Consider the following 20,646-nt stretch of genomic DNA (forward strand, 5'->3'; position numbering starts at 1 on the left):
TAAATTAAAATGAAAAAGTGCCATAGATTGAGGGGTGGATAGATTGTCAATATATCTTGTTAAACGTTTATTGCATTTAATACCTACTTTAATTGGTGTTACATTATTTGCTTTTTTACTAGTAGCTGCTGTGCCCGGGGATCCAGCGCAAATCATTGCTGGGGAATCGGCATCTGAAGAAGAGGTGCAGATTATTAGGGATCAATTAGGCATTGACAAACCCTTATACCAGCAATATATAAGCTATGTCACAAATATCTTCAAGGGGGATTTAGGAACATCCTTGCGATCCAGCAAGCCCGTCTTAGATGAAATTTTATTGCGTTTTCCTACAACCCTCATTCTTACTGTCATGTCCCTGGTAGTGATGATTATCGTAGGGCTAATTGCAGGAATTGCTTCTGCCACAAAGCCAAATAGTATAAGGGATAACGTTTCCATGATGATTTCATTATTTGGAATTTCAATGCCGGTTTTCTGGATGGGGATCATGTTTATTCTTCTCTTTTCCTATTACTTGCCGTGGTTTCCTTCAGGTGGAAGTAGCGAATTCAAACACTTTGTCCTACCTTCGCTTGTCTTAGGGCTTTCTGCATCCGGAATTTTAGCGAGACTTACAAGATCAAGTATTCTTGAAATTGTTAATCAGGATTTCGTCCGAACAGCTCGAGCGAAAGGGGTTAAAGAAAAGTATGTCATCTACAAGCACACTTTGAAAAATGCTTTAATTCCGATTATCACCATTGTTGGTATGGAATTTGGCGTTTTATTAGGTGGAGCGGTGATTACAGAGACAGTATTTTCAATGAATGGAATTGGAAGATATGTTGTTGAATCCATCCAATTTAGAGATTTCCCAGCTATTCAAGGAAGTATTCTATTCATTTCAACGATTTTTGTTTTGGTGATTCTGCTTGTTGATCTTTCTTATAGTATTGTAGATCCAAGAATCCGATACGAAAATTAGAAAGGGGCTTTTAGATGGAAATAATAGAAAATGTGGTGTCACAAAAGGAAGTTGTTGCACCTGCATATGTACCACGTTCTCCATGGAAAATGATGATTCAACGTTTTAAAAAGAATAAGCGTGCGATGATAGGGTTGTACATTACCTCATTATTTGTCATTTTGGCCATATTTGCTCCGTGGATCTCTCCATACAATCCTTTTGAGTACAATATGAAAGCACTGCTACAAGCACCTAGTTTAAGTCATCCGTTTGGAACAGATCAATTTGGTCGCGATGTTTTATCTCGAATTATTCATGGTTCCCGTATTTCCTTAATGATTGGAATTGTTGGAGTAGGGATTTCTATCATAGTCGGGGTGACATTAGGAACAATGGCTGGCTATTTTGGCGGGATTTTAGATTCGATTATTATGAGAATCATGGATATCCTTTTGGCGTTTCCTGGATTTCTATTGGCACTAGCTATCATTAGCATTCTAGGACCAAATATGGTGAATGTTATGATTGCGATTGGTATTTTCTCTATTCCTACCTTTGCTCGAATTATGCGCAGCTCGGTCATTTCTATTAAATATAAAGAATTTATAGAAGCGACTAAATCGCTAGGGGGCAGTCACTTGTTTATCATCATCAAACACGTGATACCAAATTGTATTGCCCCAATTATTGTCTTATCTACGATGAGAATTGCGACAGCTATTTTAACAGCTGCAGGTTTAAGCTTCCTAGGATTGGGAGCTCAGCCACCTTCACCAGAATGGGGAGCAATGTTAAATGAGGGTAGGGAATATATTAGAGCTGCATCCCATTTAAGTACAATCCCAGGATTAATAATTATGTTAGTCGTACTAGGTTTTAATATGCTAGGGGATGGCCTGCGTGATGCTCTAGATCCACAAATGAAGATTTAAGGGGGAGTGACTTTGGAAAGTTTATTAGAGATTAATAATCTTAAAACTTACTTTTATTCCGAAAACGGTGAAGTTCCAGCTGTAGATGGAGTCAGTATTACAGTTAAAAAAGGGGAAACATTAGGAATTGTAGGAGAATCTGGTTCAGGAAAAAGTGTCACGGCATTAACAGCTATGAGATTAAGTCAAGGAAAGGTAATGGGCGGCTCCGTTAAATTTAAAGGAATCGATCTCCTATCCTTATCTGATGAAGAGATGAGAAAAATCCGTGGAAAGGAAATAGCGATGATTTTTCAGGAGCCCATGACATCGCTAAATCCAGTATTTACAGTAGGGAATCAAATTATGGAAGCCATTCAAACCCATATGGACGTTGGTAAGTCTAAAGCCAAGGAGAGAGCAGTTGAACTACTAGCCCTAGTAGGGATTCCACGGCCAGAACAAATTGTGAACGAATATCCTCACCGGCTGTCGGGGGGCATGCGGCAGCGTGTCATGATTGCTATGGCAATGGCTTGTAATCCGAGTCTATTAATTGCGGATGAACCGACTACCGCCTTGGATGTAACAATCCAAGCACAAATATTAGATTTAATGAGAGACCTTAAGGAAAAGCATAATACGGCAATAATGATGATTACCCATGATTTAGGTGTAGTAGCCGAAACGTGTGATCGTGTTTGTGTTATGTATGGAGGCAAAGTAGTAGAAGAAAGTGATGTTCAGGAGATTTTTAAAAACCCAAAACATCCTTATACACAAGGTTTGCTGAAATCTGTACCTACTTTAATAGATTCCGAACAACAGACAAGGCTTTATTCGATAGAAGGAAATGTGCCGATTCCTGGGTCATTGCGTGAAGGTTGTTACTTTGCCCCTCGCTGTGAATTTGCAATGGAAATATGCAGAACAAAAGCCCCTGCATTTAAAGAGGTGGAACCGGGGCATTTCAATCGCTGCTGGCTTCATGAATTGGACGAAAGGGGGGAACTCGATGTTAAACAATTGGTTGAATCAAATTGAAAACATGTTTGACCAAATGGTGGAGTGGCGAAGGTATATGCATCAACATCCAGAACTTTCCTTTCAAGAAGTAGAGACGCCAAAAATGATTGCCTCTATTCTTGAAAGTTTTGGAATCGAAGTTCGTAGAAATGTGGGAGAAAGAGGGGTTGTTGGGATAATATATGGAGGTAAACCAGGAAAAACAATTGCTCTTCGTGCTGATTTTGATGCACTTCCTATCCAAGATGAAAAGGACGTTCCTTATAAGTCTAAAGTAAACGGAGTAATGCATGCTTGTGGACATGACGGGCACACGGCCACTCTTTTAGCTGTAGCAAAAGTTTTACAAGATAACCGAGATCAACTTGAGGGTAATGTAGTCCTCCTTCATCAACATGCCGAAGAAAAATGCCCAGGCGGTGCGATTGCAATGATTAAAGATGGGTGCTTAGAGGGAGTTGACGCGGTATTTGGAACACATCTATTGACTAAAGTGCCCACAGGCTTTTATGGGTACAGAAAAGGCTATACCATGGCTGCAAGTGACCAATTCGCCATTAAAATTCATGGAAAAGGCGGCCACGGGGCATCTCCACACGAAACGGTTGATGCGATTGCTATTGGTAGCCAAGTAGTCAATCAATTACAGCATATTGTGAGCCGACAAGTGAATCCCTTAAAATCTGCTGTTGTATCAGTAGGATCATTCCACGCGGGAAAGGCCTCGAATGTAATTGCGGATTCAGCTGAACTAATTGGAACAGTTCGTACCTTTGACGAAGATGTGCGAGATCAGATTAAGAGGGAAATGGAAGTGATTGTAAATGGTATTTGTTCAGCCTTTCATGCTACCTACACAATCACTTATGAGAGTGGATATCCTGCCGTATATAACCATGCAGAAGAGACGGAAGCTTTTGTACAGGCAGTTGAGAAAAACATAGGAGAAGATACTCTTATTGAAATTGATCCATCAATGGGAGGAGAAGATTTTGCATATTATTTAAAACAAAAACCGGGAATGTTCTTCTATACTGGGGCTCGAAATGAAAGTATCAAAGCAAAGTATCCTCATCATCATCCAAAATTTACTTTTGATGAACAAGCTATGGTAATGGCTGGCAAGGGATTAATAAGCATTGTTCATCATTATCTAGTTTCGGAAGCTTCGAAGGCAGAGAAAAAGTCTGATACTGAAGCGGAGAAATCCTTCATATAAGAAAGGGATCGATGTTTGAATTTTTGTTCAAGCGTCCTATACATTTACTTTGGATAAAAAGGGGGCTTAAAATGAAGCAATCATTAGTGGAGATTAAGAATTTCAAAAAATATTATTCAAGCAAAAGGAGCTTTCTAAATCGAAATGTCAGTTATGTAAAGGCAGTTGATGGCTTGAACTTCACTATTTATAAAGGGGAAACTTTAGGGTTAGTAGGCGAAAGCGGTTGTGGAAAATCGACAACAGGTAGAGCGATTTTACAGCTTCAACCACCGACTGAAGGAGAAGTGTTATACGAGGGAGAAAATCTTGTCGGAATGAACACAAAGGATTTGAGAAGGGTTCGAAAGGAAATGCAAATGGTCTTCCAAGATCCATACGCTTCTCTTGATCCTCGGATGACAGTCGGGGAAATTATTTCAGAACCTCTTGAAATTCATAAAATAGCTTCAGGTAAAGAAAAAAACATTCGTGTGGATGAATTACTCGATACGGTAGGCTTAAGCAGCTACCATGCTAAACGTTATCCTCATGAATTTAGTGGAGGACAGCGCCAAAGGGTAGGTATTGCGCGAGCGTTAGCGCTAAATCCAAAATTTATCGTGGCGGATGAGCCAGTATCGGCACTCGATGTTTCTATTCAATCACAAATTGTGAATCTCTTTCAGGATTTGCAAGAGCGGTTTGACTTAACATATTTATTTATTGCACATGATTTAAGCGTCGTGAAACATATTAGCGATCGCGTGGCTGTAATGTATTTAGGTCGAATTGTTGAGATGGGGGATAAGAAAACTTTATTTAGTCAACCTATGCACCCATATACACAGGCGTTGTTATCGGCCGTTCCATTGCCGAATCCAAATGTAAAAAAAGAAAGAATCATGCTTCGTGGGGATGTTCCAAGCCCTTCAAACCCACCAAATGGATGTACGTTCCATACTCGTTGTAGTCAATGTATGGAAATTTGTAAGACAGTTCAACCAGAGTTTAAGGAAGTAGATGGGCGTATGATTGCGTGCCATTTATATAACTAAATAAGGTTTACTTTTAACTTCATTCAGTAGAAGTCTCCCACTTCTTTAAGTGGCAAATAGTAAAACCATTCAGTGGTGGTTCAATCTCTGAATGAAGTTAAAGCCTCCGGCGGATATCACAGATTTTACCGAGCAAGCTTGATAAAATCTGGGCACAAATACGGAAAGGCGCATTTGATTGTAGGAGATTGGATTACTAATAAATTTTTAAAACTGAATATTAATAATATTATAAAGGATGGGTTGAAAATGACATTTAAAAAATCAAATTTTCTAAAAGAAATGAGCTGGACTCGATTTGAAGGAAGAAAAAAAGATACGGACCTTGTAATTATTCCTTCAGGTGCATTTGAAGTATATGGCTACCATTTACCGTTGGGAACAGATACACTCGTTTCCGTAAAGATTGCAGAAATTCTTGCTGAACGTGTTAATGCTATTATTGGACCTACGTTAGAGGTTGGTGATTCAACGGCCTTAGAGGAATTCCCAGGAACAATGGTAATTAAGGCAGAAAATTTCAAACAATATTTATGGGACACAGTAAAAAGCTTAGAAAAATGGGGATTTAAAAAATTCCTTTTTATTAATTCTCACGCGGGAAATGTACCTATTATTAATCAAGTAGCTAGGGATTTACAGTCTAATTCGGAAATTCAATGCGCTCAAATTGATTATTGGCGTTTTATAAAAAATCATGATAATGGGATTATTGAGTCCGGAGAGTTAGCACATACACATGCGAGTGAAGCAGGTACTTCCGTGATGATGTATCTATATCCAGAACTTTGTGATTTAGAAAAACGGGTAAACGAACCACCGAAAACTGGAGACGATTATCCAGACATTATTAAATACATTCCTTTTTCTGAGAAAACGGACTCTGGCACAATCGGAGATGCAACATTGGGAACGAAGGAAAAAGGGGAGAAACTTGTCAATCGCTCGGTCAATCGAATTGTTGAATTTTTAGTAGAAAGCTGGGAGATTAAAGAGCTTGAGGAGCAAGTTTTAGAAGTGTAAATTTTGAAGTGTTGACTGGAGACAAAATGGAATTTTCTTTAATTTTTGAATCAATCTTTATTATTAGTATTATGATTGCATTAGGATCGTTGATATCGAGAACATTTCCATTCAATAGTGATACACGTAAACTTTTAGTTAGTCTCATTGTCAATATTGCAATGCCATCTATTATTCTTTCAAGTATATTAAATGTAGAAATTAATAGAGAAACCTTTAAAATGATTGCAAATGTTTTTATTTTATCTGTCATCATTAATCTGCTTGGAATTCTTATTGGCTGGTTATTTTCGAACACCTTTTATCGTCATTCAACCAAGAAAAGAGAAATTGCCTTATTGTCTGGTCTAGGGAATACGGGGTTTATTGGAATTCCTTTGTGTGCAGCGCTTATTGGTCCAGAAGGAGCACTATTCGCTGCAATCTTTGATGCGGGAGTAGACATTACCCTTTGGACGATTGGCGTGCTAATTATTCAGAAAAACAGGCGGTTTTCGTTCAAGTCATTAAAGGAATTAATAAATGTTCCAACTATAGCAATTGTATTTGGTCTTTTTATTGCATATTTCAACATGAAACCACCTGCAGTTTTCATCGAATTAGCGAATCAGCTAGCAAATCTCGCAGCCCCGTTAGCCATGTTTTACATTGGTATTCTTGTTATGAATTTATACCGGAAAAAGACTCAAGATTCAGATCAGGAGATTTGGGTTCCTATTGTTGTAAAGCTAATTGTTTTACCTGCGTGTGTTGCATTAATGGTTAACTATTTGTATCTTAAAAGTGATATCTTACAAACGATACTAATTCAATCTATGATGCCGTCACTCACACTTGCATCTATACTATTTGCCAAATACTCTGCAGATGAGAATATGGGGGCATTTACGACTGTGCTATCGACTATAGTTGCTTTAATTACGATTCCGCTTATGCTTTATTTATTTTTGTGAGATATGAGATTGAATTAATAGAAAAATGACAATTACCTCATACATGATCTTAACGATTTAGTATTTGATCCATAATATTAGCTTGTAATTTTGAGGTTTTTGTCATCTGTTCGTTTCAATAGTTAAAACAGGTCCCTTAAAGATGCCATAATGAATTCTAATATGACTACTTTGAAAATTGTGCTGTTCAATATTTTTAGATTCGAAAGTGTAGAGGATGTTCGAAGATATATTCAATAATGCAGTTACGACCTTACTGATAACTGCCTAAAAACCCTTATGCAATCGTCCTTGATTCTTTAAGTGTTTTTTTCAATTATTTTGGTCTAATACCAATTAAATCTTCTTGAATAAAAACGAATGTTCGGCATATAATAAGAACAAACGTTCTTTAGTGGAGGAGAAGAGAGACGATGCATGAAGGTTTAAAAGATCGAAAAATTATATGCATTGATATACGGAGCTTTTTCGCAAGCTGTGCGGCTGCAGATGCAGGACTCGACATTATGCGCACGCCAATTGCAGTAATCGGAAATTTAGAACAAAAAGGAAGTATTGTGCTTGCGGCATCTCCCATGATGAAAAAGAAATTTGGAGTGAAGACAGGAACACGGCTCTTTGAAATTCCAGATCATCCATCGGTTCATTTAATCGAACCGAAGATGGAGTTTTTCGTTCGCGTTTCCATGGAAATCACACGTTATCTAAATCAATTTGTTCCAACCGAAGCAATTCATGTGTACAGCGTCGATGAATGCTTCGCTGATCTGGGAGGAACAGAAAAATTATGGGGACCGGTAGAAAGTACAATTAAACAAATACAAGATGGGCTATATAACCAGTTTCAATTACCATGTGCGGTTGGAATGGGACCAAATATGCTCATGGCGAAGCTTGCACTGGATTTGGAAGCGAAAAAAACAGGCTTTGCGAAATGGGCGTATGAAGATGTGCCCCAAAAATTATGGCCTATTACGCCACTCTCCAAAATGTGGGGAATTGGCTCTCGTTTAGAAAAAACATTAAATAATATGGGAATAATAAGTGTTGGGCAATTAGCAAACACATCGCTTGTGACACTGGAAGCTAAGTTTGGCGTAATGGGAAATCAGTTGTATCATCATGCGCGGGGAATTGATTTGTCAGAACTTGGTGCTCCTTTAGCAGAAGGACAAATTAGTTACGGCAAGGGGCAAGTGCTATTTCGTGATTATCGTTCAAAAGAGGAAATAATGACAGTCGTATTAGAAATGTGTGAAGATGTGGCGAGACGTGCTCGCGAAGCCGAAATGGTCGGAAGAACGGTCCATCTCTCCATTAATTACAGTCAAGATGCATTTGGTGGAGGGTTTAATCGCTCTCGTTCGATTGATGAGCCGACGAATGCCACGATGACCATTTATAAAGTATGCGAACAAATTTTTGATGAATTTTACGATCACAGGCCCGTTCGCAAACTGTCGATTTCCATTACGAATCTAGAACCCGAGTACTCCATGCAACTGAGCCTATTTGAAGAGGACAACTGGAAAGTTCGAGAACTGGGAAAAACAATGGATTACCTCCGAAGTAAATATGGCTCTAATGCCATATTGCGCGCCGTTTCCTACACGGAAGCAGGTACGGCGAGAAAACGTGCAGGGTTACTTGGTGGGCATAAGAAATAATGGAAGACTGAACGTTTGCATGCGTTTGGTCTTTTTTATTTCCTAGAAGGACTTTCTAGTCTTGAAGTAGAACAATTATAAATGGAGGGAATCTATGGAAAATAAATATGTGTACAGTATAAGTGAAGTTTGCATATTACTGTCGATAAGGAGATTGATTTCAATGATACATAAAATCAAAAAAATCGTAGAGCAATTGTCGGAGCAAGAAGCAAAATCATTGTTATTGCTAAATTTGTATCGAATTCAACTACTAGAGGAAACAAGCTATTCAGAAAGCGAATTCACTGAAAAAATGAAAAAAGAATATCGGGAATTGCTACAGTCTTCCACAAATCAAAAACAACAACCTTATCATACAATACATATTGTTTTTGGAGATTCTGCAGCAGGAAGCCTAAAGATGGCACTTCCAAATGATGAAAAAGTGATTCAATTTTCAGATCTGTTTTCTATCGGTCCCGTAAACCAACTACACACTGAAGACGGAATCAAACAACGAAAAAAGTGGTTGTTTTTACATATTAATATGGACGAACAGCGCACACATACTTATGTAGAAGATTTTCAACAAACATTAATGGAAATAAGTAACATACCAGAGCATATACCAATTTACATTTGGACAGCAAACAATGCCCATGAACAAATTGCTGCACGATTTGTCTTGCAAATCCTGAAAGAAAATAAAAATAATGTTCATCTCCTTAACATCAGCACTGCATTCCAACATCTATGGCCCACCATGATTCCAGTTCATACTGGGGAAGTGGGAAAGGATGAATTAAAAAAGATCTACAAAATGTACAAAATTGACCCACCATTAACAAACTTGCTTCGTAACAAACTTGCAGAAGAATGGGAAAAACTTGCCGAAACAACAGAAGTACTGCGTATTTGGCAGGACGACCAAATTATAAGTGTGCCAGAAAGTTATTTCGATGCATTTATTATTGAAAAAGCTCGTTATTTGCATAATAAACAAACGAAGCCCGACTTTATGAAATCAGCACGACTAATCGGAGAAGTACTTGGACACTCGAATCAATACGTTGGCGATGTATATTTCGAATATAGGGTTCGCCAGCTAATTTTACAAGGAGTATTTGAAATAGAAGGCGTTCCAAAAGCAATGCGATTTTATAGTGTGAAATTGAAAGGAGAACTAAGTTGAAAAAAATAATCATTGGTTTCCTAGCCATTATACTTTTAACAGGCTGCTCAGAAACTACGCATAACAATTATACATTTACTGGATAAAGTGAACAGTGGGAAGCACAGTACGCTTATAATGGGACTGAAAAATGGGGAGAAAAAGAGGGAAGTAAAACGTATTCAAGCGAAGATAGCTATGAATTCACCTTGAAGTACAAGGCACTTTAGGAGAATTATCTTCCTTACAGACACTTGAATATTCATATGAAACAATTAGTAGTAGTGGAAAAACAACAGAAGAGTTCACCGAGCCACCAACAACTATCATATTCAAATCCCAAGGAAGTTCTAAAGGTGCTGCAAAGGTAAGTGAAGACGAAGTGATCAAGGTTACTGTAAAATGGAATGACTTGGAAGAATCTATTTTGTTAGAAAATAAAAGCAAATGATAGAGTAGGGATTTGGAGGGAATTCAGTGAAGGCTAAAATGAAAAGAAAAGATTTATTGAATACGAATGATATATGGAATGCGATGATTACATTGATTGGTGAATATGGATATTCAACAGAAAATAAAGTATTAAACGAAACATTTATTGTTTTTCAATATTATTCTGAGCTTGAAAGTGGAGGTCATGAAATCTTATTTACATGGTTTTCGCAACATATAGAAAAAGTAGGAATAACTATTTACTTGCAAGAACTAATAAATATTCTAGAGAAGATTGGTGCACATGATTATGCACTAATTGAAAAAAATTATGGGGAAGAAATGTGGAGAAAGTTCGTGGCTTTAGAAAATGGCGAGATTGAAGAAAATGAATTTTATCGTGTTATTGAAAAAGCGGACAACGAATATAACAAACTTAATGGAAAGCTAGGAGAATTGTTAGAACCCTATTTTATGAGGATTCATACCGATTTAATGGATGTGGTTGAAGATTAATTTGCAGAAGGAGCAATTATGAATAGAGAAAACGGCGAATATCAAATACAGGTCAGAGAGGGTAGCTTATGGTGAAGATTTATTAAAAGGACAACCCGTTATTATTCACGTTATAGACCAATGTATCTAGCTTCATTAATTAGGTTCAAGAAGTCTAGGTAGAGGATTTAATATGAGACTATGTGCTAGGATCCGTGCTTTTACTTGTAAGAAGATATAGATCATATTAAATAATACTCCACTTAATTAGTAAAATGAATAAATAGGTGGTTCACCGAATATGTAAAAGTATTAACTATAAAGGGGAATATACATGCACAATATGCTTTCGGAAGACGAGTACGCATCGAATTATTCAAGCTATGTGAAATTAGTACCTGATGGAGATATACTACCAACATTAACAAAGCAAATAGAAAAGACCATTGCTTTACTACTCGACATTTCGGATGATCAAGCCCATTTTCGTTACGCCTCTGAAAAATGGAGTATAAAAGAAGTGATTGGTCATATGGCAGATACAGAGCGAATAATGGCATATAGACTTTTAGCCATAGCGCGAGGGGATACTGTTTCTCTTCCTGGTTATGATGATAAGAAATACGTCCAAAACGCATCATTTGATAAGCAGTCAGTAAAAGACCTTCTTCAAAATTTGAATGTCGTACGCCAATCCACCATTCACCTAATTAAAAGCTTAGCGAAGGAAGATTTGCTTCGCCGCGGGACAGCGAATAATACAGAAGTAACTGTCCGTGCACTAATAGCAATTATTGCTGGTCACGAGCTTCATCATTGTAACATTATAAGAGATAGATATTTTGGTGATGAGGCGTATCCGAAAAGCTGAAATTCAAAGAGTTGGCTCAACTAATGTGTGGAGTCAACTCTATTTATATTTTGTAAGTACATAAATGCTATTTCACTTCTAAGTAGCGTTCCACATAATGTAGAAATTTTTCTGTCGCAGGAGATATATGCCTTTTAGAATTCACGGCAATCCCAAGGGAGCGGTAGCAAGGTTTGTCCAGTTCTAGTAAATGCAGATTACGCTTTTGCCCACGAATTACGAGTTCCGGTAGTATACTAACACCTAATCCTTTTTCAACCATAGCCAGGATGGCATAATCATCCCCAGCAGTAAATTTAATATCTGGTTTAATCGATGCTTTTTCTAAAATACGATTGATATCATCATCTCCGCCTTTTCTAGGCATGATAAATGGTTCTCTCTCAATTTGACTTAACATAAGTTTCGTTTGAGAACTTAACGGATGATTAGTAGGGAGTACTACTAGCATCTGGTCTTCATGCAATGGTATTACATCCAGCGTATCTCGTGTTGGAAGGGATAAAAAGCCACAGTCAATTACGCCATCAGCAATCCAATCCTCAATTTCACGATAATCTCCTTCACATAGTTCGATTTCAATATTTGGATAATCCTGTTGAAAATCCTTCAAAATAGCAGGTAACCAATTAACGGAAACACTTGTAAACGTACCGATATGGATAGTTCCAACTTCTATACCAAGAATAGCAGCAACTTCCTGCTCTAGATGTTCATTCCATTTCAATATTTCCCGAATGGTCTTCAGAACTTGTTCGCCGTTCACCGTTAATTTCACTCCGGAACGGCTTCGAGCTAGCAATAAAAATCCAAACTCTTGTTCCAAACTGGAAATCGTATGACTCACACCAGATTGCGTGTACCCTAGAGCATCTGCTGCTTTGGTGAGACTTCCAAGTTCGACTACTTTCAATAAAACCTTATACTTACTAATGCTCAAAGTTTCTCCCTCCACTTTCTATTACATTAGGTTTACTCATGCTACCTATAAGAAACATTCGTTTTACTTGTTCATTATAGCTTAGTATACTGAATTTGTTCTATAGAAAGGGGGTTTTGAAAATGAAACCATTAAAGGCAGATCTCTTGATTTTATTAGTGACAATTTTTTGGGGTTCATCCTACCTTTTTATGAAAATGGGATTGGATTCAATAGCGGAGTTTAATTTGATCGCACTTCGGTTTGGATTGGCTTTTATCCTTGCGGGGGCCATTTTTTTCCGTCGTTTGTTGCGCATTGATAAAACAACGATAAAATATGCGGCGCTTTTAGGATTTATTTTGTTTCTCGTGTTTACATCCATTACTTTTGGATTAAAAACAACGACCACCTCTAACGCAGGCTTTATAGTAAGCTTGACGGTTGTGTTTGTACCGCTTATTAGTGCGTTAATATGGAAGAATAAAATAGAGGCAAGACTAACGATTAGCATTATGCTTGCGATAATAGGGATTGCTTTTCTAACTATTCAGCTCCCTTTTAGCATAACGATTGGTGACTTCTTATGTATGGCAGCGGCATTCTTTTATGCCGCGCATATAATTGTGGTAGGCTTCGCCGCTCAAAAAGTAGATACGTTAAATCTTGGGATTTTACAATTGGGGTTCGCAGGATTATTCGGCTTAGTTTTTTCCTTCATCTTTGAAACACCAACATTGCCGGGTTCAACGAAAGGCTGGTTCGCCATACTAGCACTTAGCATTTTGTGTAGCGCTCTAGGATTTATACTGCAAACCGTAGCACAAAAATATACATCTCCTGAACGTACAGGTCTTATTTTTTCTCTCGAACCTGTTTTCGCCGCTTTTTTTGGTTATTTGTTTGCACAAGAAATCATGAGTTTAAAAGAATATATAGGTGCTATTCTAGTACTGCTCAGCATTACCTTGTCCACTATTAAAAAGAAGGATAGTGCAGAAGAGTTGAATGTAGAAAAGAATAACAGAATAGATTGTATAGATCTTACTAGAGATTTGGAGAAGAGCACATGAGATCCAAAATGAGCCGTAACTTTTAATAAGAGTAACGGTTTTACGAGGACTCATATTATAATTGCCGGTCATGAGCTTCCTCTTTGTAATTATTATGAAAGACAGGTATATTAGTGGCGAAGCGTATCCAAAAGCTAATTGAATAATGATTCGAAAAAGACGGTATCGCTACACGAAGCGATACCGTCTGTTCTATTAGGACTAGCGAATCGTCCTTGAGGAAGCTTGTAAAAGACCTTCCTGCAATTCCCCGACTCTATCTTTCTTACGAACAAAAATGAAATAAGAAATAATGGTCAAGCCAGCGATCAGCAAAGTGAGTAGAGCTTGTATGCGCAATGATTCAATGATGAGCATTGCGATATAGATTCCCGTGATAACGATTATCGTTGCATACGTCAAGTAAGGGAATAGCCACATCTTAAGTTGAAGTGCCTCAGGGTTCTCCTTTTCTAACTTTCTTCGCATCCGTAAATGAGAGAACGCGATTACGAGGTAGACTAATAGCGCCACAGCCCCTGATGAATTAATTAAAAATAAAAATATTTTGTCAGGAGAAGTATAACTAAAGATCACTGCAATATATGAAAACAATGTACTGAATAGTATTGCTCGAACAGGAACACCTTTTTTGCTTAGTTTCAAAAACGCTTTTGGCGCATCGCCTTTCTTAGCCATACCGAACAACATCCGAGAATTTGCATATAAAGCAGAATTTAAACAAGAAAGAACGGCAGTCAAAACAACAAAGTTCATAAGCTGTGCCGCTGCTGGTATACCGATGTAATCAAGTACCGCAACGAATGGGCTGACAAGAATGTTGGCAGAGTTCCATGGCAATAATGTGACGACAATAGCAATGGACCCAATGTAGAAGATAAGAATTCGCCAAATAACGCTATTGGTGGCAATACGTACAGCTTTTCCAGGATGATCGGATTCACCAGCCGCAATTGCAACTATTTCAGTCCCCATAAATGAAAAGATAACAACTGTGATTCCTAGTAGAACTGAACCAAATCCAGTAGGTATGAATCCACCTTCCCCTAATAGATTCGCAGTACCAGGAGCCCCTACGCCAGGATACCAACCGAAAATGACACAAAGACCGAGAACAAGAAACAAACCGATACTAATAACTTTAATAAGTGAAAACCAATATTCGAATTCACCAAAAGACTTCACGGAAAAAAGATTTGTAAGCGTTAATAAAACAGTTAAAATGAGTGCCATTAACCAAAGTGGGAAATCTGGAATCCAATATTGCATAATCGCCGCTCCCGCAATCGCTTCGATCGCAATGACGACGACCCAGAAAAACCAATATAACCAACCGATAGTAAAGCCTGCCCAAGGTCCTATCGCTTCGTTTGCGTATGTTGCAAACGATCCACTAGTCGGATAGGCAGCCGCCATTTCTCCAAGCATTCTCATAACCAATACGACAATTGCTCCCGCAAATGTGTAAGATAGAATTGCCCCTGGTCCAGAAGCGTTAATTACTGCACCACTACCGATAAATAAACCTGCTCCGATTACACCTGCAATTGAAATCATACTAATATGTCGGATCTTCAAGTCCGATTTTAACTGACCTTGTTGACTCGTCATTTACATTCCCCCTTGTGAAAGTCGTGATTCCCCCAAAAAATGTCTATACTTTTTGTAAATCTAGCTTAACCTCTCCATAAATTGATGTGCAAGTATTATTACCTCCCTTCAAAAAAGCGCTTTCATTTTCTAGAATATTCTTATAAGTTGTCAGTTAAATTATACACAAAACAAAATAAATTTTTCTGGACAAGTTGTAAATGGATATGAAATTGAATTATACAGAGTGTTAAAGAGACTCATAGCTAAAGTGCAAAAGTAAGAATATGTGAGGGGAAAATCTATTAGTATATAGTTGATATAAAGAATTCCTTCGAACGAAACTTGCTTCACTACTTCGGTAAACCACTAACCAAAAGCTAAACTGCTAATCTTATTGCTAGTGGTTCCCCTTTAAAATACATTTTTAATCAATTTATGTAGACATTTACTTGTCCGTTTTTTATTTCATTTCTTTTTTATATAGTTTGATAGATTTCCTTAACTATGGAGATAAAGCTTTTAGTCGCATGCGATGTCTGCTTTGTAAAACCTAAACCAATAATTCTATAAGCCTCTTCTTCAAATTCAAGCGCTGTAATACCATCTGGAGCGTTTTTTAAAACAAGTTCAGGTCGGATATTGATCCCGATATTTGCTTGTACCAAAGCAATGATTGACTGGTCATCCGAAATTTCAAATTTAATAATTGGGTCGATTTTGAATTTGCTAAAAAAAGTTATAACCTCACTATCCCAACCTCTTTTAGGTTTAATTAATGGGTATTCCTCGAGTTGCTCAATACGCATTGCTGTTTGTGTTTGTAAAGGGCTGTCGTTTGAGACGATACAAAACAACTTATCTTTGTGTAATGGTAAAAATTCAATATTTTTCTTAGTAGTTGGGGTTGTGAAGCAACAATCTAATTCCCCTAACTGGACCGCATTTTCTAGACTTTCGTAATCATCTTCCAATATTTCAACGATGATTTCGGGATGTTTCTTCTTAAACTCCTTCAGTATAGTAGGAAGCCAATGCGTCGTTACACTAGCGAATGTTCCTATTTTTATAACTCCTGAATCTAATCCGTTTAATGCGTATGCATCCTGAAGCAAGTTATGGTGAGCATGAATGATCGTAAGTGTATGCTCATATATTTTTTCCCCTTCACTCGTTAGTTTAATCCCTGTTCGATTTCGGAGTAACAAATGCAACCCCAATTCATCTTCTAGACTTTTAATCGCATGACTCACCGCAGATTGCGTGAGGTTTAATTCGATACCTGCCTTAGTGATGCTCTGTAATTGAACAACTTTATTAAAAACTTCATACCTTTGAATGGTCACTACACCCAGCCTCCTTGAACATGAATAAAATTAATATAAAGTATTACAAACATTCGTTTCACTAATTACAATAATCAGACTATACTGAAAACAAGTCAAGGAAAACTAGTAACCTTGAATGGAAAATTGTTATATTCGCTACCTAGTAGGAGGCTGATATATGGCAATATTACTTAGACTGAAAAATATGAAAGCGTTATCTGATTGAAAACCAAGTAGAACATTCTAGTTAGAAGGGAGAAAAGTGAGTATGACAATAACGATTGAGAAATTTGAAACGGTCCTTAGGGAAAAAACAGCAATTCAAAGAATGTATTTGAATGGAAGCTGGACTACAAGTGTTTCAAATAAGACGAGGGAAATCATAAACCCTGCAAATAATGAAGTCATAGCGATAGTAACAGAAGGAGTAGCTGAAGAAGTAGATATAGCTGTAAAAGCTGCCAAAGACGCTTTTTATAAAAATGGTTGGAAAACAGTTTATGCCCGAACACGAGCAGACCTACTCTTGAAAGTTGCAAGTAAATTAGAAGAACGCAAAGAAGAGTTTGCCATGCTAGAGACATTAAACAATGGGAAAGTATATGAGGATTCTCTAGGAGATGTTGAAGACGCCATCAATCAGTTTAAATATTATGCAGGTCTTGCTACAAAACCACATGGTCAAACCTATGAGGTACCAGATGAGATGCAAGCGATGGTTGTTCGTGAACCGATAGGCGTTGTTGCACAAATCGTTCCTTGGAATTATCCGCTCGTCATGGCTGCCCAGAAAATGTCGGCAGCGTTAGCAGCAGGCTGTACAGTTGTCATAAAGCCTGCTTCGCAAACACCACTAACGCTTATTCGATTGTTTGAGATTCTAGATGAAGTCGGCTTTCCAGACGGTGTTGTAAATTTACTGCTCGGTTCGGGGGCGGATATTGGAGACATACTTGTCAATCATCCGGATGTGGATAAAATCTCCTTCACTGGAGGTACGTCGACAGGCAAACAAATAATGAAAGATGCAGCCGATACGATTAAAAAGGTAAGTCTGGAACTTGGCGGAAAATCACCGAATATTGTTTTTGCGGATGCCGATTTCGACACGGCAGTCGACTATGCCCTACTTGCGATATTTGCAGGTCAAGGACAAGTTTGTTCCGCAGGTTCACGTCTACTTCTCGAGAAATCTATTTACGACAAGTTTGTACCCGAGCTTGTTGCACGAGCTAAAAAAATTAAAATCGGACCAGGTTGGCATAAAGACACGGAAATGGGTCCTCTTATTTCAGAAGCTCATATGCAGAGCGTGTTAGACTACGTGAAAATTGGTATGGAAGAGGGGGCGGAGCTGTTATGCGGAGGAAATCAAATAACGGATGGTGAACTTGCGACAGGCAACTTTATCGAGCCGACGATTTTTACAAACACAAAACCGAATATGCGTATTGTTCAGGAGGAGATCTTCGGTCCAGTACTAGTGATCCAAGTATTTGAAACAGAACAAGAAGCGTTAGAGTTGGCTAATGGTACTGACTTTGGATTAGCCGCTGCCGTATTTACCAATGATGGAGCGAAAGCACAACGTGTTATCCGTGGTCTGCAAGCCGGCATTACATGGATCAATGCCTATCATCCCACATTTAACGAGGCACCTTGGAGTGGCTACAAACAAAGTGGAATCGGCGCAGATCTAGGAACTTACGGTTTTGAAGAGTATTTACTGACAAAACAGATTAACATCGCTCTCCATGTACAACCGTCTGGATGGTATAAGGGGTGATTAGTAATGTGGAGTAAGGAGGTCCTTCATGACCAGTTTTGATATTGTCGTCATAGGTGCTGGTATTATCGGCTCCAGTGTTGCCTATCATTTGTCCAAAGCAGGCTACAGCGTGGCACTTGTAGAAAAAGGCGACATTGCACACGGAACATCCAGTCGCTGTGATGCGGTAGCACTCATTTGTGATAAAAAACCCGGCATTGATACGGAGATGGGATTTAAAAGTATCCAGCTTTATAAAGAGTTAGCAAAAGAGTTCTCATTTGATTTTGAATTCTCATCGAGAGGGAGCTTGTATGTTTGTGAAACGGAACAAGAACTTGAAATTGCGGGAGATTATGTTGCCCAACAAAGAGCTGATGGGTATGACATGAAAATGGTCGATAACAAGGAACTGCTGGAGATTGAACCTTATTTGGCAAAAGACTTACGAGGTGGAATCTGGACAGAAGTCGATTCCACGATGAATCCTTACTTGGTGTGCTTTGCTTTTATAGAAGAAGCAAAAAAATATGGACTTAAGCTGTTCACAAACCATGAAGTAAGAGAAATTACACAAAGTCCTGATGGACGTGTGGAATCCGTTATAACGGATAGAACAACGATTCATACAAATCGTATTGTGAACTGTGCAGGTGTTTGGGCAGCAAAGATTGGGCAAATGGTAGGAATTGATATACCTATACGTCCACGAAAAGGTATGGTTCTAATCTCGGAAAAAACAAAGCCAATTGTCAATCAAAAAGTGCATGAATTTGGTTACATGCTTTCCAAATTTGAAGACATTACCTATAAACGCGCAGTTAGTAAACTAGTAGAAGATAATAATATTGCTTTTACGATTGAACCAACAGAAGCCGATAACTTTTTGTTAGGTGGTCATCGTGCATTTAAAGGGTATGATATTAGCTCGGAAAATGATGTCATGCGTGGAATTGCTGAGCGAGCTATTCGTTTTCTACCAATCCTTAAAGATATCAATTGTATTCGTGCTTATGCGGGCATTCGTCCGTGGGTGGCCGACCATCTGCCAATCGTCTCTGAAGTCGAAGAGGTGCCGGGCTTTTTTATAGCAAGTGGTCATGAAGGTGATGGCATTAGTATGGCACCTATTACCGGAAGAATGGTTACGCAGCTAATTACCGGACAAGAAACAGACTTTAACATAGACAGGTTAAACTTTTCACGTTACAAACTATTGGAAAAGGTTTGAAACTATTAATAGATAAAAAAATTGGAGGAATTAATTATGTATAAACCATTTGGAATGATCCCAGCAATGCCAACCCCTTTTGACCAACAAGGAAAGGTAGATTTTGAGGCGTTTAACGAATTGATCGAGCACCTAATTGATGGCGGAGTCCACTGTCTTCTTGCAGGTGGTAGTACAGGTGAATATTCACTGATGTCACTTGAGGAGCGTAAATCTGTTTTAAAAGCAGCAGTCGATGCTTCGAATGGTCGTGTTCCGATTATGGCTGGAACGAGTGCCCATAGAACGGAAGAAACGCTTGAACTAACGAAATATGCAGCAGAAATTGGCGCAGATTGCGCGCTTGTCATTACGCCTTATTATATGAAGACGAGTGAAGCAGGCATCATCGACTACTACAAAACAATTGCAGAGCAATCCGGCATCGGGATTGTCATCTACCATTATCCATCTGCAACAGGGGTGGAGCTTTCTCCAGAGTTGATCGCTGAGTTAAGCAAAATTGAAGGGATTGTAGGTGTCAAAAATACAACAGACCAAGAACATACATGTAAAGTGATCGGTCTAACAAAAGATCAGAAAGATTTCTCTGTACTGACAGGATACGAACATCTAATTTTACCGACATTAGCTGTTGGAGGTCATGGTGCAACAGGCATCATTCCGAATCTTATTCCAAAAGAAATCGTTGCGCTTTATGACTTATTCACAAAAGAACGAGATATTGAAGGAGCGATTGCACTCAACCAAAAGCTTCTCCCACTCTATGACTATGTGGAAGCAGAGCCTAGCCCAGGTCCTGTAAAAGCTGGTCTTGACATGATTGGGCTGAGAGGTGGAACGGTTCGTTCACCACTCGTACCTGCCTCTGAAGAATTAAAACAAAAAATGCAAATTACACTTTCTGAACTTGGCTATGAAGTGAGCCCAGTCTAATAGTTTTGGAGAATAGCTAAAAAGCTATTCTCTCTCCTTTTATTCATAAATCTAAAGGTGGGATT

Annotated in this window: 19 protein-coding genes; 16 read left to right on the plus strand and 3 right to left on the minus strand. The window is 38.3% G+C overall.

Features of this window, described 5'->3' with window-relative positions:
- The first annotated feature begins 43 nt into the window (after positions 1 to 43).
- The 12 genes from nikB to FG383_RS03440 all read left to right on the plus strand — a co-directional run bounded on the left by nikB (position 44) and on the right by FG383_RS03440 (position 11,736).
- Positions 44 to 967, plus strand: coding sequence for a nickel ABC transporter permease (nikB, locus tag FG383_RS03390; RefSeq protein WP_142605444.1), 924 nt, complete (start codon positions 44 to 46; stop codon positions 965 to 967).
- Positions 968 to 981: 14 nt separating this feature from the next.
- Positions 982 to 1,881 (plus strand): nickel transporter permease, encoded by a 900-nt coding sequence (gene nikC, locus FG383_RS03395; protein WP_142605445.1) that lies wholly within the window; start codon positions 982 to 984, stop codon positions 1,879 to 1,881.
- A 12-nt stretch (positions 1,882 to 1,893) separates the two neighbouring features.
- The gene (locus FG383_RS03400) at positions 1,894 to 2,904 is read left to right on the plus strand and encodes an ABC transporter ATP-binding protein (protein ID WP_142605446.1); all 1,011 of its coding nucleotides are present in this window, start codon (positions 1,894 to 1,896) and stop codon (positions 2,902 to 2,904) included.
- A complete protein-coding gene (locus FG383_RS03405; protein WP_142605447.1) occupies positions 2,876 to 4,105 on the plus strand; it encodes a M20 family metallopeptidase in 1,230 nt (409 codons plus the stop codon). Before FG383_RS03400 ends, FG383_RS03405 begins: the two co-directional genes overlap by 29 nt.
- A gap of 71 nt (positions 4,106 to 4,176) precedes the next feature.
- Positions 4,177 to 5,142 carry an ABC transporter ATP-binding protein gene (locus tag FG383_RS03410; RefSeq protein WP_142605448.1) on the plus strand — a complete coding sequence of 322 codons (966 nt, stop codon included), beginning with the start codon at positions 4,177 to 4,179 and terminating at the stop codon, positions 5,140 to 5,142.
- A gap of 249 nt (positions 5,143 to 5,391) precedes the next feature.
- Positions 5,392 to 6,165: a creatininase family protein gene (locus FG383_RS03415; protein WP_142605449.1), complete on the plus strand. Its 774-nt coding sequence runs from the start codon at positions 5,392 to 5,394 to the stop codon at positions 6,163 to 6,165.
- 26 nt (positions 6,166 to 6,191) lie between these two features.
- On the plus strand, positions 6,192 to 7,118 hold the full coding sequence (locus FG383_RS03420; protein WP_142605450.1) for an AEC family transporter: 927 nt from the start codon (positions 6,192 to 6,194) through the stop codon (positions 7,116 to 7,118).
- Between the two features lie 413 nt (positions 7,119 to 7,531).
- Positions 7,532 to 8,785 (plus strand): Y-family DNA polymerase, encoded by a 1,254-nt coding sequence (locus FG383_RS03425; RefSeq protein WP_142605451.1) that lies wholly within the window; start codon positions 7,532 to 7,534, stop codon positions 8,783 to 8,785.
- A 163-nt stretch (positions 8,786 to 8,948) separates the two neighbouring features.
- Positions 8,949 to 9,959: a DUF1835 domain-containing protein gene (locus FG383_RS03430; RefSeq protein ID WP_142605452.1), complete on the plus strand. Its 1,011-nt coding sequence runs from the start codon at positions 8,949 to 8,951 to the stop codon at positions 9,957 to 9,959.
- On the plus strand, positions 9,956 to 10,045 hold the full coding sequence (locus FG383_RS21595; protein ID WP_185907834.1) for a lipoprotein: 90 nt from the start codon (positions 9,956 to 9,958) through the stop codon (positions 10,043 to 10,045). Before FG383_RS03430 ends, FG383_RS21595 begins: the two co-directional genes overlap by 4 nt.
- Before the next feature lie 370 nt (positions 10,046 to 10,415).
- The gene (locus FG383_RS03435; protein ID WP_185907835.1) at positions 10,416 to 10,886 is read left to right on the plus strand and encodes a DMP19 family protein; all 471 of its coding nucleotides are present in this window, start codon (positions 10,416 to 10,418) and stop codon (positions 10,884 to 10,886) included.
- Positions 10,887 to 11,199: 313 nt separating this feature from the next.
- Positions 11,200 to 11,736: a DinB family protein gene (locus FG383_RS03440; protein ID WP_142605453.1), complete on the plus strand. Its 537-nt coding sequence runs from the start codon at positions 11,200 to 11,202 to the stop codon at positions 11,734 to 11,736.
- A 67-nt stretch (positions 11,737 to 11,803) separates the two neighbouring features.
- On the opposite strand, the gene FG383_RS03445 is transcribed toward FG383_RS03440, so the two are convergent.
- On the minus strand, positions 11,804 to 12,676 hold the full coding sequence (locus FG383_RS03445) for a LysR family transcriptional regulator (protein ID WP_142605454.1): 873 nt from the start codon (positions 12,674 to 12,676) through the stop codon (positions 11,804 to 11,806).
- A 122-nt stretch (positions 12,677 to 12,798) separates the two neighbouring features.
- Here FG383_RS03445 and FG383_RS03450 point away from each other — a divergent pair, with 122 nt between their 5' ends.
- Positions 12,799 to 13,728: a DMT family transporter gene (locus FG383_RS03450; protein WP_142605455.1), complete on the plus strand. Its 930-nt coding sequence runs from the start codon at positions 12,799 to 12,801 to the stop codon at positions 13,726 to 13,728.
- Between the two features lie 201 nt (positions 13,729 to 13,929).
- On the opposite strand, the gene FG383_RS03455 is transcribed toward FG383_RS03450, so the two are convergent.
- Positions 13,930 to 15,339, minus strand: a complete 1,410-nt coding sequence (locus FG383_RS03455) for an amino acid permease (protein WP_142605456.1) — start codon at positions 15,337 to 15,339, stop codon at positions 13,930 to 13,932.
- A gap of 458 nt (positions 15,340 to 15,797) precedes the next feature.
- On the minus strand, positions 15,798 to 16,664 hold the full coding sequence (locus tag FG383_RS03460) for a LysR family transcriptional regulator (RefSeq protein ID WP_142605457.1): 867 nt from the start codon (positions 16,662 to 16,664) through the stop codon (positions 15,798 to 15,800).
- A 250-nt stretch (positions 16,665 to 16,914) separates the two neighbouring features.
- On the opposite strand from FG383_RS03460, the gene FG383_RS03465 reads away from it, so the two are divergent.
- From FG383_RS03465 to dapA, 3 genes are read left to right on the plus strand one after another with little or no spacing between them, the layout of a single operon-like run.
- Complete coding sequence (locus FG383_RS03465) at positions 16,915 to 18,432, plus strand: aldehyde dehydrogenase family protein (protein ID WP_142605458.1); 1,518 nt, start codon at positions 16,915 to 16,917, stop codon at positions 18,430 to 18,432.
- A 28-nt stretch (positions 18,433 to 18,460) separates the two neighbouring features.
- Positions 18,461 to 19,645, plus strand: coding sequence for an NAD(P)/FAD-dependent oxidoreductase (locus FG383_RS03470; RefSeq protein WP_142605459.1), 1,185 nt, complete (start codon positions 18,461 to 18,463; stop codon positions 19,643 to 19,645).
- Between the two features lie 36 nt (positions 19,646 to 19,681).
- On the plus strand, positions 19,682 to 20,581 hold the full coding sequence (gene dapA / locus FG383_RS03475; RefSeq protein ID WP_142605460.1) for a 4-hydroxy-tetrahydrodipicolinate synthase: 900 nt from the start codon (positions 19,682 to 19,684) through the stop codon (positions 20,579 to 20,581).
- Positions 20,582 to 20,646: the final 65 nt, after the last annotated feature.

Source organism: Psychrobacillus soli, from assembly GCF_006861775.1.
In the GTDB taxonomy this organism is placed as follows: domain Bacteria; phylum Bacillota; class Bacilli; order Bacillales_A; family Planococcaceae; genus Psychrobacillus; species Psychrobacillus soli.

Coding starts and splice junctions, on each gene's coding strand:
- FG383_RS03425 (WP_142605451.1), top strand. CDS start 7,532: ATGCATGAAGGTTTAAAAGATCGAAAAATTATATGCATTGATATACGG.
- FG383_RS03415 (WP_142605449.1), top strand. CDS start 5,392: ATGACATTTAAAAAATCAAATTTTCTAAAAGAAATGAGCTGGACTCGA.
- FG383_RS03450 (WP_142605455.1), top strand. CDS start 12,799: ATGAAACCATTAAAGGCAGATCTCTTGATTTTATTAGTGACAATTTTT.
- FG383_RS03430 (WP_142605452.1), top strand. CDS start 8,949: ATGATACATAAAATCAAAAAAATCGTAGAGCAATTGTCGGAGCAAGAA.
- FG383_RS03405 (WP_142605447.1), top strand. CDS start 2,876: ATGTTAAACAATTGGTTGAATCAAATTGAAAACATGTTTGACCAAATG.
- nikC (WP_142605445.1), top strand. CDS start 982: ATGGAAATAATAGAAAATGTGGTGTCACAAAAGGAAGTTGTTGCACCT.
- FG383_RS03410 (WP_142605448.1), top strand. CDS start 4,177: ATGAAGCAATCATTAGTGGAGATTAAGAATTTCAAAAAATATTATTCA.
- FG383_RS03420 (WP_142605450.1), top strand. CDS start 6,192: ATGGAATTTTCTTTAATTTTTGAATCAATCTTTATTATTAGTATTATG.
- FG383_RS03455 (WP_142605456.1), bottom strand. CDS start 15,339: ATGACGAGTCAACAAGGTCAGTTAAAATCGGACTTGAAGATCCGACAT.
- FG383_RS03465 (WP_142605458.1), top strand. CDS start 16,915: ATGACAATAACGATTGAGAAATTTGAAACGGTCCTTAGGGAAAAAACA.
- FG383_RS03470 (WP_142605459.1), top strand. CDS start 18,461: ATGACCAGTTTTGATATTGTCGTCATAGGTGCTGGTATTATCGGCTCC.
- FG383_RS03440 (WP_142605453.1), top strand. CDS start 11,200: ATGCACAATATGCTTTCGGAAGACGAGTACGCATCGAATTATTCAAGC.
- dapA (WP_142605460.1), top strand. CDS start 19,682: ATGTATAAACCATTTGGAATGATCCCAGCAATGCCAACCCCTTTTGAC.